Origin of the sequence: Streptococcus sp. oral taxon 058 str. F0407 (genome assembly GCF_000235485.1) — a bacterium.
Lineage (GTDB): Bacteria > Bacillota > Bacilli > Lactobacillales > Streptococcaceae > Streptococcus.
This window is the reverse complement of the sequence record NZ_JH378888.1, coordinates 24,163-38,981: the sequence shown is the minus strand read 5'-3', so window position 1 is coordinate 38,981 and position 14,819 is coordinate 24,163. Positions and strand designations below refer to the sequence as shown.

The window sequence follows — 14,819 nt, the reverse complement described above, 5'->3', positions numbered from 1 at the left end:
AAGTTGAGAATCTTTTCTCAACTTTTTGTTTTCATATTCAAATAACAATTCTATTATTTTTCAGCTGTAAGTGCAGCCATTGTGATGTAGTTGTAAGGTTTGTTAAAGTGTGGCAAGAAGAATAGGTCTGTCAAGGCCAATTTATCAATTGTCACATGCTCTTGGATAGCAAGTGAGAACATGTGGATTCCCATGCTGATAGCAGCATCATGTGAAACCATCTGTGCACCAAGAATTTCACGGCTGTCTTTGTCAAAGACAATCTTGATAGCAACTTCGTGGTTGTCATGTTTGATAAATTCAGGTTTTTGAAGATCGTTAAAGCCAGTTTCAGTTGCGTTATAACCAGCAGCTTTTGCTTTCTCAAGAGTCAAACCAGTTGAAACCATGTGAAGACCGTAGATAGAGATACCGTTTGATCCTTGTACACCGATTCCTTCCAATTCATGTCCACAAGCGTTGTAAGCACCAACGATACCAGTGCGTACAGCATTTGAAGCAAGCGCGATGTAGCTAGTGTCTTTACGAGCGTTGTCATAAACAGTTGCACAGTCACCAACAGCATATACACCTGGGATAGATGTTTCTTGTTTCTTATCTACAAGGAAAGCACCGTTACGGAAAAGTTCAATCTTACCATCAGCAAGGGCTGTGTTTGGACGGAAACCAACTGCAAGAACCACCATATCTACATCAAATGTTTCTTTGTCCGTTACCAAGCGTTCAACTTTGCCATCACCTTGGATAGCTTTTACTGTTTGACCAAGCGCCAAGCGGATGTTATGATCTTCCAAGTTCTTCGCCATCATTTGAGTGAAGTCTTTGTCGTAGTAGCCGTTCAACACAGTGTCTACGATATCAACAAGGACAACTTCTTTTCCAAGACGCTCGAAGGCTTCAGCAAGTTCTACACCGATGTAACCACCACCGACAACGGCAATGCGCTCAAGGTGTTTGCTCTTGTCTTCAAGTTTCTCAATAACTTCTTCAGCATTTTGGTACAACTTAACAAATTGAACATTTTCAAGTGTTGCTTTGAATTCGCGGTTGCCCTTAACGATTTCAACACCTTCGATTGGAGGCAAGATTGGAGTTGAACCAGTCGCAAAGATTAATTTGTCGTAAGATTCTTTGTGTTCTTGACCTTCAACTTCTGCAGTCACAACTTTATTATCGTAGTCAATTGAAAGAACTGGTGAGTTCATGTAAACTTTAGCACCTTTTGCTTCCAATTTTTCTTTATCAGAGTAGAAGAGACCTTCTGGGCCATCAATTTGTTCCCCGATCCAAAGCGCCATTCCACAACCTAGGAATGAAATATTTGAGTTTTGGTCAAATACAACGATTTCATTTTCATGTCCGAAGTTGTCCAACATAGTATTGATACATGCTGTACCAGCGTGGTTAGCACCAACTACAACGATTTTACTCATAGAATAATTCCACCTTTAAAATTTAATTTACTCTCCTAGTATATCATTTACTGTTAGCGTTTACAAGGTATTTGCTTAGAATTCTCTTATTTTCAGAAAAAAATACACTTAACATTGATAAATCTAATTTTTCTATCGTTTTCATACTAATTTTAAGCATATTTCTTGACTTTTTGTTAAAAATTATTTGTGAAAACGCTGACTTTATGTTATGCTATAAACATGGAAAGAAAATGTAAGGGGTTAAATTATCCTAGAATTTAACATAACTTAGAAGATTTCCTATGAAGTAGAAAGGAGTTGGTAGCTTGCCTCTTCGTTCACGTTCTGAACGGCTAATGGGAACAACTATCACCATTTCATTAGTAGATGAACGGGCTGATTGCCTACTTCAAGGAGCCTTTGATTTGCTCAAAGAGCTCGAGTACCGCTTCAACGCCAACAGTCAAGAATCCGAACTGATGGAAATCAATCACCAGGCTGGAATTGCACCTGTAAAGGTCCATCCTGACCTGTTTGAACTGATAGCTCTTGGATTAGAACACAGCCTAGCTCCATCTAGCCACCTCAATATCAGTATTGGCCCCTTGATTCAAACTTGGCGAATTGGCTTTTCAGATGCTCGGCTTCCAAAGCCAAATGAAATCGAAGCCGTCTTGCCTCTAGTTGACCCACATTTTATCAAGTTAGATCCGACTAGCTCTACTGTCTTTTTAGAGAAGAAAGGAATGAAGCTCGATTTAGGTTGTTTGGCTAAGGGCTATAGTGCAGATAAGGTTGCCCAGTATTTAAAAACACACGGTGTCACCTCTGCCTTGATCAATCTGGGAGGAAATATCCTCACCATCGGGAATAACCAAACCAAAGAAGGGAAAGACTGGCAGATTGGTATTCAAGATCCACGAAATCCTCGTGGCAATCATCTCCTAACCATTCCTGCTTCTAACAAATCCGTTGTCACTTCAGGTATCTATGAACGCCACCTGACAGTAGATGGAAAAGACTATCACCATATCTTTGATAGTGAGACAGGATTTCCTGTCGAAACCGATCTTGCTAGCCTAACGATTGTCTCTGATAAATCCGTTGATGGTGAGATATGGACAACACGCCTTTTCGGAGAACGAAGTGCTTCTATCCTCTGGCAAGTCGAAAGTATAGATGGGATTGAAGCCATCCTCATCGACAAAGAGGGACGCCTTGCTTGTTCTTCAGGCCTTCAAAATTGTATTATGTAAAAAGAGAAAGGAAATCTCATGCTAAAACTTATTGCCATTGTTGGAACGAACTCTAAACGTTCTACAAACCGCCAATTGCTCCAATACATGCAAAAACACTTTGCGGATAAAGCTGAAATTGAACTCGTTGAAATCAAGGATATCCCTGTTTTCAACAAACCTGCAGATAAACTTCTTCCCGCTGAAATTCTTGAAATTGCAGCTAAAATTGAAGAGGCTGATGGTGTGATTATCGGTACTCCTGAGTACGACCACTCTATCCCTGCCGTTTTGATGAGCGCTCTTGCTTGGCTATCTTACGGTATCTACCCACTTTTGAACAAACCAATCATGATCACTGGTGCTTCATACGGTACTCTTGGTTCATCTCGTGCTCAATTGCAACTTCGTCAAATCTTGAACGCTCCTGAAATTAAGGCAAATGTTCTTCCGGATGAATTCTTGCTCTCACACTCTCTTCAAGCATTTAACCCAAGTGGCGACTTAGTTGACCTTGATGTTATTAAAAAATTAGATGCCATCTTTGATGACTTCCGTATCTTTGTGAAAATTACTGAAAAATTGCGCAATGCACAAGAATTGCTTCGCAAAGATGCTGAAGAATTTGACTGGGAAAATTTGTAAGATAGGAGACCGAAAGAATGAAATTTGTTGGACTTGTTGGATCAAACTACGATCAATCATATAACCGCAAACTCTTGGAATTTATCCGTCGCAATTTCAAATTCAAATTTGAATTAGAAGTTCTTGAAATCGACGAAGTTCCAATGTTTAACCAAGACGAAAAATGGGACGAAAGTTTCCAATTGCGCTTCTTGTATAACAAAATTACACGTGCTGATGGTGTCATTATCGCTACTCCTGAGCACAACCACACTATCTCAGCTTCACTCAAATCTGTGCTTGAATGGCTCTCATATGAAGTTCATCCATTTGAAAACAAGCCTGTTATGATTGTGGGTGCATCATACTACGACCAAGGAACATCACGTGCCCAAGTTCACCTTCGTAAGATCCTTGACGCTCCAGGTGTCAATGCCTACACGCTTCCAGGTAACGAATTCCTTCTTGGTAAAGCCAAAGAAGCTTTTGATAACGATGGAAACATTACCAACGAAGGAACTGTTAAATTCCTTGAAACTTGCTTAGATAACTTTGTTAAATACGTAGGAGTCGTTTCGAAATTGAAAAAACCAAAACCAATCGAACCAGAAGACTTGGATTGTGGAAGACCAATTGCTACAACCATTACAGAAGTTGACCCTGACGATCCAGAATGGGTAGAAAAAGTTGCAGCAATCACTGGTGCTGTCTCTGGTGATACCTATGTCAAATTGGACCACGGTATCCTTACAGTTAACCAAATCGATATGTTCTTGAAAGCTATGCCATTTGAATTGACATATGCTGATGACAACAACCAATTCCTCTACTACAACAACGCTCACCAAGATCCAGACACTATGTTTGCTAAACGTGTACCACCTCAATCAGGTAACCGTATGTCAACTGTGCATGCTTCTCTTCCACCAGCACGCATGAAGAATGTAGAGTGGGTTATCGGAACACTTCGCAACGGAAATCAAGAATACGTTCGTACTATCGTTCCAGGTTCTCCTGCAGGTGTTATCAACACTCACAACTACCAAGCTATGTACTATCCTGACGGATCATACGCTGGTATCAATGAAATCGTCTTTAACTTCCAACCATGGCTTGACTGGTACTTAAAAGAAACTGGTCAACGTTTAGTAGGTGGTAGCGGACCATTTGCTCCTGCCGCTGGAGGTCATGGAGATGCTGATGCTACTTCTGGCGCTTCTGATTCAGGTGACGCTGGAGGCCACGGTGGTGGCGCAGACGCTACTTCTGGCGCAAGCAACTAAGAAACCAAAAAGGGAGCCTAGTGGCTCCTTTCAGATTGAAGACAAAGTCCTTAGAAGACACTTTTCTAAGGGCTTTTCTTTTTGTAAAGTTGTATCATAGAGGTAAGAAAAGTTGTGAGGTGCTAACTATGTTTCACAAAGAAAAACCAGATTATCATCGCTGCCAATATGGCTTCTATACGATAGACGAATTGGTCCCAAGAGATCACTTTCTTCGCCAAGTGGAATCAGAGGTTGATTTCGACTTTATCTATGACTTAGTTGAAGATACCTATAGTCCAGATAATGGTCGTCCTAGTCTCGATCCCATCATGTTAGTCAAAATTCCTTTGATTCAATGCTTTTATGGCATTCGCTCCATGCGCCAAACCATTAAAGACATTGAAGTAAATATAGCCTATCGTTGGTTTCTTGGACTAACCTTGGATGACAAGGTGCCTCATTTGACCACATATGGAAAGAATTACAGTCGTCGCTTTCAAGATAAAGAACTGATTACCGAGATATTTTTACAAGTACTCCATCAAGCTTTATTTGCTGGTTTAATGGATCCTTCGGAAATATTTGTGGATGGTACCCATATCAAAGCTGCAGCTAACAGTCACAAGTATCATAAGGAAATGGTTGCCCAACAAGCTAAATTTATGAGTGAGCAATTGGAAGTTGAGATTGATGTAGATAGGAGAAAACACGAAAAAAAAGTCCTTAAAGCCCGCAAAAGAAAGCGAGGCTAAGGAAAAGAAAATCTCAAGGACAGATCCTGAGAGTGGTTGGTTCCACAAGGGGGAACACAAGGAAGTATTTGCCTATTCTGCCCAAGTAGCGTGTGATAAGCATGGTTGGGCCTTGGCTTATAGTGTTGAAGCAGGAAATGTACACGACAGTCAGGCTTTCCCTGCCCTTTTTTCAAAGTTAGAAGCTTTCTCCCCACGCTACATTATTGCGGACTCAGGCTATAAGACCCCAGCTATTGCCCATTATTTATTACAGCGAAACATTATCCCTGTCTTCCCCTATACCCGCCCCAAGGGAGTAAGGGGGAACTTAAGACCCGGTGATTTTGTTTATGATGCCTTCTATGACTGTTACCTCTGTCCAGAGAACCAAGTATTAGCCTATCGCACGACGACCCGAGCAGGCTATCGTGAGTATAAGAGTGATCCAAAAGTATGTATCTCCTGTCCCCTATTATCCGTTTGTACCCAGAGCCAGAATCAGCAGAAAGTCATCACAAGACATGTATGGAAAGACGACCTTGAATATTGTAAAGAGATTCGACACCAAAGAGGGATGAAGGAGCTTTATAAGAAGCGCAAAGAAACAATTGAGCGACTCTTTGGGACTGCCAAAGAATACCACAACCTCCGTTATACAAGAGAGAAAGGTAAGTCCAAGATGGAAGATAAGATTGGGCTTACTTTAGCGTGTTTAAATCTCAAAAAACTAGTAAAAATGAGGGTGGACAAGCCTTTTTATTTTGTTCAAATGACCATTATTCTATCAAAAGATGGAATTTTAGCCTGACAAACAGAAAAAGACAAACACCATTTGGAATGTTTGTCTTCAATCTAAGACGGAAAATCCTTCTTCCGTCTTATTTCTGGTATCGAGACTCTGGAATCAATCGATTCCAAGCTCTTCCTTCTTCTTCTGCTGGGTTTCCTTGTGATTATCATAGCGATCTACCAAGAACTTGGCGATTTCTTTGAGGATAAAATGAGTCGGGATTGCCACAATCATCCCCAGCATGCCATGGATATTGCTGGATAAGAGCAAGAGCACCCTGATGGTAATAGGATGGACCTCATCTAACACCAGATAAAGAAGATAATCATTAGCAAAAGGACCTACATCAGCTTACTTTTATAAAACATCTGCCTCCTCCTATCGGTTATTTTTTCCTAAATTTTGTTATAATAAAGGAGATTTAACGAAAGAGAGTAAAAATGGAAAAGATTATCAAACTAGAAAATGTAAGCTTGGCTAAACAAGGCCGAACCATCTTAAAGGATCTCAACTGGCAGGTGAAAAAGGGGGAGCATTGGGCCATTCTCGGTCTCAACGGTTCTGGAAAGTCTACTCTCCTGCGCCTGCTTATGGCTGAACATTGGAAGACCCAGGGCAAGGTGACGGTTCTGGGTACGGAATTTGGCGCTGGCGATATTCCTCAGCTGCGAACTAAGATTGGAGTAGTTGGCTCCTTCATTGCTGAACGCCTGCCTAGCCATCTCATTGCCGAAGAAATCGTCCTGACAGGTAAGTATAAAAGCAGTATTCTCTATGCTCCTTACGGGCAAGCAGAGCTGGATCAAGCTAGGGAAATGCTGGTCTCCCTTGGCGGACAAGATTTGATTGGCCGGAGCTACATCAGTCTCTCTCAAGGGGAAAAGCAGCTCTTGCTGATTGCGCGCAGTCTCATGGAAAAGCCAGAACTGCTTATCTTAGATGAAGCGACCAGCGGTCTGGATCTCTTTGCTCGCGAGCGCCTGCTGGATCAGATTGGTAAGATTACACAGATGGAGAAAGCTCCAACTATCCTCTATGTCACCCACCATGTTGAGGAAATCACTGCTGCTATGGATCATGTCCTACTCCTAAAAGAAGCTGAAATTATTGCCCAAGGTCCTAAAGGAGACATACTTCAAAAAGAGGTCATGGATCGCTTCTATCCTCAGCCAGTCGAGCTGATTGAGCTGGGAGAAGACCGTTATTTCATCAAGATGGAGAACAGGTCCTCATGAAGCAATTTTCTAACACTATCTTCAACCTGGGCTAGTTTCTGATTCTGACCATGACTGCGATTGTCTTGCCTTTCCTATCTGGACAGAGTCTGCTGTCCCACACTTACATCCCTTTGAGGATTGCTGAAGGGGTCCAATTCGTCAGTAATCCTTGGTATTTCTATCCTATCCTCCTGCTCTTTCTCCTCAGCCTCTTTTTAATCCGGCCCCTGCTAGAAAAAGTTCAGACCAAGCATCTTTTTTGGATTTTGTCCTTCACTTGACTGATGCCCGTAACGAGATTTTACCTTGTTCTAAAACTGCCATCTGAGAACGGTTTGACACTTAACTTTTCAAGGACAAGGTTATTTTTTCCCAATCACATATATTAGAAACTATCTTTTCATTTAGTCCAACGATATTCACATAGTCCCCTCTCCCCAAAACTTTCGATTGTCATAAATAACCCCTCTTGTTCTTCAATCTGAACAGGAGGGGTTGTTTTGATTTGAAATGAATCAGACTTGGCTTTGTGTTATTAGCATTTTCATCACTTCATTTTAATCGTAATCAGCATACCTCCACCAAGCTATTGTTGCGATAAGACCTAGAATACTTACCCCAAATAAACTGACAATGCTCCCAAAATTCAATAGTGCTTTTCCTGCAATACCACTTGCGAGTGCAGGAATCGCCCATGGAATGTATTTCCCAAAGTTAAGAGCAGAACCAAGCTGAGAAAAAATAATAGTAAAAATAGTAAATGCCAATGGTGACAAATATCCCCGGCCTAAACAAGCAAAAAAAGCCACTGGAGTAGAGAGTATGATTGTAAGAGTAGTACAAAAACCAAAAGTAAGTATACCTTTGAAAATCACCGCTAAGCTCCCACCCTCAAGTCCAATCAGATTGCCAGCTAATAATCCCAATAAAAGTGCAAAAATTGATAGAATATAGCTCCACAAAACGATAACGATAAACTTGGATAATACGATTGTATCTCTTTTTATCGGAAGCGCTAATAGGTCTATCATTGTTTTATCAGAATATTCTCTACCAAAAATCCAAGATGCTGTAAATCCAAAAATGAGCAATCCCCCAACAGAAATGACTTGTGATACGGTCATTAAGTACGACGACCAGTCTGTTATCCTCATCATTTCCATTTTTGCAGAAATCAATCCAAGATTTTTGAAATTCTCTGGATATTTCATCATAGTTGCAAACAACCCAACAATAAAAGGAACTAAACAGATAGAACAAGCAGTTACGATGGAAAGTTTTGATTTTATTAACTTTTTCCATTCAATTAAAATACAGGAACTAAGCTTTTTCATTCGAAACACCTCCATTATAGTCATTCAGTATTCTTAAGAAATAATGCTCTAAATCTTCTTTCTCAACAGTCAGTGATTTAGGTGGATAACCTGCATTAACTAGCAATGTAGCAATTTTTTCCGGATATTCCACAGCTTTTGTATCAGTTAATTCTAAGAAATCGATATTATTTTCTGTGTCTGATTGAATGTTTACATGATAGCCCTGGTTAGATAATACTTCTTTCATAGCCTTATTATTAGAGCCACTTACTAGTAACTTCTTTTCTAAGTACTGCTCTAATTCATTGCTTTCAACTTCTCTTATAAGTCTGCCCTCATGTACAATAACTATCCTAGTAGCAATTTTAGATATTTCTTCCAGATTATGACTTGAAATAAGAACAGTTGTGCCTAGATTATTCGCCAATTCCTTTAATAGTTCTCTCACTTCAATAACTCCAAAAGGATCTAATCCATTTGTTGGCTCATCAAGAATTAGAATTTTAGGTTTATGAATAATCGCTTTTGCAATTCCTAAACGCGCAACATTTCCTAAAGAAAGATGCTTCTCCTGTTTATGTTCATATTGCTTTAGTTTTAATTTCTCAATTACCCAGTCAATATTATCTTTATTAACCCCTCTTAATTTACTAACTATTTCTAAATTTTCTCTCACAGTTAAGTCTGGATAAGAATAAGGCGTCTCAATAATATAACCTATTTCGTTTCGAAGTTCTAAATTACTCAGATCTAACTTTCTTCCTTGGATATAACATTCTCCTGATGTAGATTTTATCAATCCTAGCATCATTCTCATCGTCGTTGTTTTCCCTGCACCATTTAGTCCTTAAAAACCTACTATTTCACCAGGTTTTATTGAAAGATTCAAGTTGTCGACAACATTTTTTGTTCCATATCTTTTAGAAAGCTTTGCGGTTCTAATTGCTTCTTTCACCATTACCTATCCTCCTTAGTAATTTGCTCAACAATTCCTTGTATAACGAACTTCAATGCGATATCAAATTGTTCTTCACCGATTTCCTCGATGTGTAATATAGTCATAGCAATCGTTCTAAATAAAGCAGAGACGATTTCTACCGATACATTTTCTTTAATGTTGATTCGAGACACAATTTTTTTAACCATCCTATCGTCTATCAGATGATGATTTGTTATCGCCTCTTTCGGCAATTTTCTTATGAGTAATTCCATTTCATTATTTTTAAATATGGTATACATAAATGAATAGCAAAAACCTTGATAAAAATCATAAAGTAACTCTACCAGACGATTTCTATCTATCTTGGTTTCCATACCTAATTGTTCTGTCAGGCGATTCATAACATCTATTTGATATTCTTCTAAGACCGCAAAAAATAACATTTCTTTTGAGGAATAAAAATTATAAAAAGAACCTTTGGAAATATCTACCATTGCTGCCATCTGGTCAACTGTGGTTTTCTTAACCCCATATCTTTGAAGGCATTCCTTTGCAACTTTATGTAATTTCTTTCTAATTACTTCTTTTTCTTCAGTAGTAAAAGCAGTAGCCATAACTTCCTCCTAAAAACTCTGTGACGTTTTTTGATTTTACAGTCATAAAATATCATATAAATTGAAAAATGTCAAAAGTCTTATATCTTCTGTGTAAGAAAATATAAATCTTTAAATTCACAAACACCATAATTCTCTTCTTTTAGACCTAATCATTTGATTTTCACGATTTAAAAAATAAGGATACAGTTACTGAAAGCTCCTATTATCTGGCTTTTCTCTCTGTATCCTTATTGTATCTCAAGTTCCTTCTCTCAATTTCTCAATCATGACCAAGAAAGGCGGATGGTTAATCTGATTGATGGTCTTGTAGAGGGCAACAGTGAAGTTCCGCTGAGGCAGGTAACTAAGATTAGCTGAGCATTGTTCAAGCAAGCTTCTGCCAAACGCTGGCGGTTTACTACTTCATTTAAAACAAAGAGTCTGAGACAAAAAGATTTTGATTTTAGAAATTCCTTATTATAAATTTTTAAAATCGATAGATTAGAGCAAAAAAGTGAACAAGACAGAATTCTGAGTGTCAGATAACTCGTTTTGTTCGCTTTTTATATTGAAGGTTAGACTTTTGTCCCAGACTCTTTTTTATTGAAAAAGAAAAGGGGATTGTAAATCATCTACAACCCCCTTTCGTTTTATGAGTTGGGATCATCTAAACTACGGCCGTGTAAACCTTTTTCACGTTGTACCTGACGTAGTTTTTCTGGTGTAACGTCGTTGCCTTCTTCGTCCACAATTTTAATTCCTTCAATGTGGTGACGAACAGAACGACGATAGCCTTCGATATACTCCTCACGAAGTTTAGCTTGTTCCACTTTTTCAGCAGAAGTTAAGCCTTCTGTTTTTTTCTTTTTGGCAAGCTCGTTGATACGAGCGATTTTTTTCGGATCCATTTCTTCTCCTTTATGATAAGATACAGTTCGTTTGACTGAGTTTATTTAGTATTGATTTGGTTAAAACGAGCGAGCTTAGCTGTTTTCTTGGTTAATTTCAACAAGATGGCCAATCGATTTTGACGAATATCTTGATCGTCGGTCATTACCATAGTATTCTCAAAGAAAGCATCAATAACTGGACTAAGCGCAAAGAGTTGTTCTAATTGCTGACTTGCAGTTCCTGATAAAACTAATGATTCTACTGCCTCCGCCAAAGCTTTTTCTTCTTCATTTTCAAAGAGAGCAGGATCAACTGTTTCATATCCTTCCGCTTTCTCAGCCAAGTTGAAAGCACGAGAGAGAGATTCAACAGATGGTTTGAAATCTTCTTTTTTGCTTGCTTCTACGAGAGCACTTGCTGATTCCAACATATCCGCCACAACAAAATTTGAACTTGCAAGGACTGCTTCCTTAATGTCTTTTGGAGTAGAACCCATCATCTTATCGACACGAGCCTTGATAAAGTCCATGACCTCTGCTTTATTTTCATAAGTCAAGCTGTCGAATTTCAAAGCATAAAGGCTATCAATGAGCTCATCCATAGCAATATGCCAACCAAAGGCATCCAAGATACGAACTACACCTTGAGTCGCACGACGGAGGGCATAAGGGTCATTTGAACCTGATGGAATCAAGCCTACTGAGAAGAAACTCAAAATCGTATCCAATTTGTCTGCAATAGCAAGCACTGCCCCGACCTTGCTCTCTGGAAGTTCTCCTTCAGCTGATGTCGGCATGTAATGTTCACGAATGGCTGCTGCAACTGCTGGAGTTTCCCCAGCAAGAAGGGCATATTTCTCACCCATAATCCCTTGAAGTTCATCAAACTCACCAACCATACCCGTCAACAAGTCAAACTTGTAAATAGCTGCTGCACGAGCTAGGTCAACCGTTTCATCCACTGATAAGCCAGCTTTTTCTGCCAAGAGAATAGCAATCTGACCAGTACGAATCATGTGTTCACGAAGGGAACCAATCTTCTCGTGGAAGGTCACATGGTTCAATTTTTCAACAAGGTCAGAAATAGCCAATTTTTGGTCTTCACGCCAGAAGAATTCTCCGTCTTCCAAGCGGGCTACCAAGACTTTTTCATTTCCCTTGATGACATTTTCCAAATGCTCTGCGTTTCCGTTACGAACTGAAATAAAGTTTGGCAAGAGTTTTCCATCTTGATCACGAACAACAAAGTAACGTTGGTGTTCCTTCATCGAAGTCACCAAAACTTCTTCTGGAACGTCAAGGTATTTGGCATCAAAACTTCCCATAAAGGCAGTTGGGTATTCAACCAAGTTCAAGACTTCATTAAGCAAGTCCGCATCAATTTCGATACGTACACCATGTTTCGCCTCGATTGCTTTGATTTGGTCAACAATCATTTGCTCACGTTCACGAGGATCCGCGATTACAAACTGTGCACGAAGGTCTTCTTCGTAGCTCAATGCTGACTGAATCTTGGTTTCTTGTCCCAAAAATCGATGTCCACGACTGACACGTGCACCCTTGATATCGAGAAAGTCCAAATCAAACTCTTGCTCATCCAAAAGTACAGTCAAAGTGTGAACAGGACGGATGTATTCAAAGCTGTTGTTTGCCCAGTGCATGCTGACAGGGAAGGTCAGGGCTTGCAAAACTTCCGTCACTGCTGGGATGATTTCCTCTACCGGGCGACCGACTTCTTCCTTGGTAACATAGACATATTCTTCACCCTTGATTTCACGGAATTCAATATCTTCAACTGTCAAGCCTTTCCCACGGACAAATCCTTGAGCTGCTTTGGTGAAGTTTCCATCACCATCCAAGGCAATTTTCTTTGCTGGTCCCTTGAAATCTTCTGTCAAATCAGACTGTTTGTCTGCAAGACCAGTCACACGAACAGCTAAACGGCGTGGTGTTGAGAAAGTTTGAATGGCTTCAAAAGACAGACGGTTTTCCTTGAGGAAGGCTGCCATCTTTTCACCTAGTTGTTTTTCACTTGGAGTTACTACGTAGGCTGGTAACTCTTCAAGACCGAGTTCTACTAATAAGTTTTTTGTCATGTTTTTTCCTTTACATCTTCTTCAATCTTTTTTGATATGCACCTTAGGTACTGGGGACGTCGCTAACTAACTTTGTGAGTCTGTGTGGAAATCTGATGCTAAATTGATCAAGATTTCCAACAGTCTCATCAAAGTGGATTTAGCTGACTGATTTTTGAACCTAAGGTTTCAAAAATCCCCACATAACAGTACAGCGGTGCATATCCCTCTAGCAAGTCTTCGACTTGCCTCTAACGATTTTAGAGCACAGTATTACTCACTATTCTGCGTCTTCTGCTAAGAGTTTAGCTCTTGTTGCTTCATCCAAAAGTGGGTAGCCTAGGCGTTTGCGTTCTGCGACAAAGGTTTTGGCTACGACACGGGCCAAGTTACGGATACGAGCGATATAGCCTGCGCGCTCTGTTACAGATACGGCACCACGCGCGTCAAGCAAGTTAAAGGTGTGTGAACATTTGAGAACATAGTCATAAGCAGGGTGAACCAAGCCTTCTTCCAAGGCACGCCCAGCTTCTTTTTCAAACTTATCAAAGTTTTCCAGCAACATTTCTTGGTCCGAAATTTCAAATGAATATTTTGAATGCTCATACTCAGGCTGGATAAAGATTTCTCCGTATTTTACACCATCAGCCCACTCGATATCATAGACAGAATCCACTTCCTGAATATAAGAAGCCAAGCGTTCCAAACCATAAGTAACTTCCGCAGTCACAGGCCCAGTTGCCAATCCACCAACTTGTTGGAAATAAGTAAACTGAGTGATTTCCATCCCATCAAGCCAAACTTCCCAACCAAGACCAGCCGATCCAGTTGATGGATTTTCCCAGTTGTCCTCAACGAAACGAATATCGTGCTCCAAAGGATTGATACCCAATTTTTCCAAAGATTCAAGGTAAAGCTCTTGGATATTTGATGGAGAAGGCTTCATGACCACTTGGAATTGGTGATGTTGGTAAAGACGGTTAGGGTTTTCCCCATAACGACCGTCAGCAGGACGACGTGATGGCTCTACATAAGCCGCATTCCATGGCTCAGGCCCTATGGCACGAAGGAAAGTGTAAGGACTCATCGTCCCCGCACCTTTTTCATTGTCATAAGCCTGCATGAGCATACAACCTTGGTCATTCCAAAATTGTTGCAAAGTAAGAATAATTTCCTGAAAAGTCAATTTTTTAGACATTGTTTACTCCTTTAGTTTATATTATCTTCTTAGATTTATTTATCAAGCAACCAAGAAAAAGCTGGGTCCTGAAAAATATGACGTTTGGGAACAGTTTGTAAATTCTGATCGCATTCATCTATTGTTCCTAATTTCAAAGCACAGACTTCGGGTATATTTTCTTGAGCAGTGAAAATTTGACTGTGACAGTTCTGGCAGTAATAACGTTGTTTCCCTGGAGATGAACTATAGGTAACCAAATTCTCTTTTCCATACAATGCCAGATTTTTGCTGCTAACTTTGGCATTAACTGTGTAGACCGACGCAGTTGCTTTCCGACAGAATGAGCAATGGCAAAAAACTATTTCCGACAATTCTTCATCTAAAGTGTAGGTGACTGATTTACATAAACAAGATCCTTTAAGCATTATTCTCCTTTCCACTTAGGTATTAGACGGAATTCAAAAAGAACCGCATTTCAACACCCAAGCCTTACGACTAGGGGCGTCAGAAACGCGGTTCCACCCTAATTTATTACTTCATTG

General features: G+C 39.9%; 11 protein-coding genes and 5 pseudogenes. 6 read left to right on the top strand and 10 right to left on the bottom strand.

All coding sequences use genetic code 11. The features are described from left to right. Nucleotides 1–53 precede the first annotated feature (53 nt). A complete protein-coding gene (nox, locus tag HMPREF9184_RS04570) occupies nucleotides 54–1,433 on the bottom strand; it encodes a H2O-forming NADH oxidase (RefSeq protein ID WP_000036767.1) in 1,380 nt (459 codons plus the stop codon). A 308-nt stretch (nucleotides 1,434–1,741) separates the two neighbouring features. Between nox and HMPREF9184_RS04565 the strand changes: the two genes are divergently transcribed. The 4 genes and pseudogenes from HMPREF9184_RS04565 (at nucleotide 1,742) to HMPREF9184_RS09480 (ending at nucleotide 6,226) form a co-directional block, all read left to right on the top strand. Further along, nucleotides 1,742–2,671 carry an FAD:protein FMN transferase gene (locus HMPREF9184_RS04565; protein WP_001131131.1) on the top strand — a complete coding sequence of 310 codons (930 nt, stop codon included), beginning with the start codon at nucleotides 1,742–1,744 and terminating at the stop codon, nucleotides 2,669–2,671. 18 nt (nucleotides 2,672–2,689) lie between these two features. Further along, the gene (locus HMPREF9184_RS04560) at nucleotides 2,690–3,295 is read left to right on the top strand and encodes an NADPH-dependent FMN reductase (protein ID WP_000915930.1); all 606 of its coding nucleotides are present in this window, start codon (nucleotides 2,690–2,692) and stop codon (nucleotides 3,293–3,295) included. A gap of 17 nt (nucleotides 3,296–3,312) precedes the next feature. Continuing rightward, nucleotides 3,313–4,557, top strand: a complete 1,245-nt coding sequence (locus tag HMPREF9184_RS04555) for an NAD(P)H-dependent oxidoreductase (RefSeq protein WP_000673669.1) — start codon at nucleotides 3,313–3,315, stop codon at nucleotides 4,555–4,557. Nucleotides 4,558–4,685: 128 nt separating this feature from the next. Then, nucleotides 4,686–6,226, top strand: a pseudogene (locus HMPREF9184_RS09480) (IS1182 family transposase). Here HMPREF9184_RS09480 and HMPREF9184_RS04540 read toward each other — a convergent pair. Continuing rightward, nucleotides 6,178–6,363 (bottom strand): annotated as a pseudogene (locus HMPREF9184_RS04540) (AI-2E family transporter); the annotation flags it as partial. The pseudogenes HMPREF9184_RS09480 and HMPREF9184_RS04540 sit on opposite strands and share 49 nt — an antisense overlap. A gap of 140 nt (nucleotides 6,364–6,503) precedes the next feature. Between HMPREF9184_RS04540 and HMPREF9184_RS04535 the strand changes: the two are divergent. Next, a complete protein-coding gene (locus HMPREF9184_RS04535) occupies nucleotides 6,504–7,298 on the top strand; it encodes an ABC transporter ATP-binding protein (RefSeq protein WP_000411233.1) in 795 nt (264 codons plus the stop codon). Nucleotides 7,299–7,348: 50 nt separating this feature from the next. Further along, a pseudogene (locus HMPREF9184_RS09475) lies at nucleotides 7,349–7,552 on the top strand (beta-carotene 15,15'-monooxygenase); the annotation flags it as partial. Nucleotides 7,553–7,837: 285 nt separating this feature from the next. Here the strand turns inward: HMPREF9184_RS09475 and HMPREF9184_RS04530 are convergent. From HMPREF9184_RS04530 to HMPREF9184_RS04500, 8 genes and pseudogenes are all read right to left on the bottom strand, one after another. Then, nucleotides 7,838–8,614 carry an ABC transporter permease gene (locus HMPREF9184_RS04530; protein ID WP_000736660.1) on the bottom strand — a complete coding sequence of 259 codons (777 nt, stop codon included), beginning with the start codon at nucleotides 8,612–8,614 and terminating at the stop codon, nucleotides 7,838–7,840. Then, a pseudogene (locus HMPREF9184_RS04525) lies at nucleotides 8,601–9,554 on the bottom strand (ABC transporter ATP-binding protein). Before HMPREF9184_RS04525 ends, HMPREF9184_RS04530 begins: the two are co-directional and overlap by 14 nt. Further along, the gene (locus tag HMPREF9184_RS04520; RefSeq protein ID WP_000179443.1) at nucleotides 9,554–10,150 is read right to left on the bottom strand and encodes a TetR/AcrR family transcriptional regulator; all 597 of its coding nucleotides are present in this window, start codon (nucleotides 10,148–10,150) and stop codon (nucleotides 9,554–9,556) included. Before HMPREF9184_RS04520 ends, HMPREF9184_RS04525 begins: the two are co-directional and overlap by 1 nt. A gap of 240 nt (nucleotides 10,151–10,390) precedes the next feature. Continuing rightward, nucleotides 10,391–10,501, bottom strand: a pseudogene (locus HMPREF9184_RS09470) (SAM-dependent methyltransferase); the annotation flags it as partial. A 281-nt stretch (nucleotides 10,502–10,782) separates the two neighbouring features. Continuing rightward, complete coding sequence (locus HMPREF9184_RS04515; protein ID WP_000371291.1) at nucleotides 10,783–11,040, bottom strand: DUF896 family protein; 258 nt, start codon at nucleotides 11,038–11,040, stop codon at nucleotides 10,783–10,785. Nucleotides 11,041–11,081: 41 nt separating this feature from the next. Then, complete coding sequence (glyS, locus tag HMPREF9184_RS04510) at nucleotides 11,082–13,118, bottom strand: glycine--tRNA ligase subunit beta (RefSeq protein ID WP_000164738.1); 2,037 nt, start codon at nucleotides 13,116–13,118, stop codon at nucleotides 11,082–11,084. Between the two features lie 259 nt (nucleotides 13,119–13,377). Further along, nucleotides 13,378–14,295 (bottom strand): glycine--tRNA ligase subunit alpha, encoded by a 918-nt coding sequence (glyQ, locus tag HMPREF9184_RS04505; protein WP_000038733.1) that lies wholly within the window; start codon nucleotides 14,293–14,295, stop codon nucleotides 13,378–13,380. Nucleotides 14,296–14,330: 35 nt separating this feature from the next. Next, nucleotides 14,331–14,702 carry a GFA family protein gene (locus tag HMPREF9184_RS04500; RefSeq protein WP_000912020.1) on the bottom strand — a complete coding sequence of 124 codons (372 nt, stop codon included), beginning with the start codon at nucleotides 14,700–14,702 and terminating at the stop codon, nucleotides 14,331–14,333. Between the last annotated feature and the right edge of the window lie 117 nt (nucleotides 14,703–14,819).

Bases quoted from the DNA above. Each gene is read 5' to 3' on its own strand.
- nox (WP_000036767.1), bottom strand. From the start codon at position 1,433: ATGAGTAAAATCGTTGTAGTTGGTGCTAACCACGCTGGTACAGCATGT.
- HMPREF9184_RS04560 (WP_000915930.1), top strand. From the start codon at position 2,690: ATGCTAAAACTTATTGCCATTGTTGGAACGAACTCTAAACGTTCTACA.
- HMPREF9184_RS04555 (WP_000673669.1), top strand. From the start codon at position 3,313: ATGAAATTTGTTGGACTTGTTGGATCAAACTACGATCAATCATATAAC.
- HMPREF9184_RS04535 (WP_000411233.1), top strand. From the start codon at position 6,504: ATGGAAAAGATTATCAAACTAGAAAATGTAAGCTTGGCTAAACAAGGC.
- HMPREF9184_RS04530 (WP_000736660.1), bottom strand. From the start codon at position 8,614: ATGAAAAAGCTTAGTTCCTGTATTTTAATTGAATGGAAAAAGTTAATA.
- HMPREF9184_RS04520 (WP_000179443.1), bottom strand. From the start codon at position 10,150: ATGGCTACTGCTTTTACTACTGAAGAAAAAGAAGTAATTAGAAAGAAA.
- HMPREF9184_RS04515 (WP_000371291.1), bottom strand. From the start codon at position 11,040: ATGGATCCGAAAAAAATCGCTCGTATCAACGAGCTTGCCAAAAAGAAA.
- glyS (WP_000164738.1), bottom strand. From the start codon at position 13,118: ATGACAAAAAACTTATTAGTAGAACTCGGTCTTGAAGAGTTACCAGCC.
- glyQ (WP_000038733.1), bottom strand. From the start codon at position 14,295: ATGTCTAAAAAATTGACTTTTCAGGAAATTATTCTTACTTTGCAACAA.
- HMPREF9184_RS04500 (WP_000912020.1), bottom strand. From the start codon at position 14,702: ATGCTTAAAGGATCTTGTTTATGTAAATCAGTCACCTACACTTTAGAT.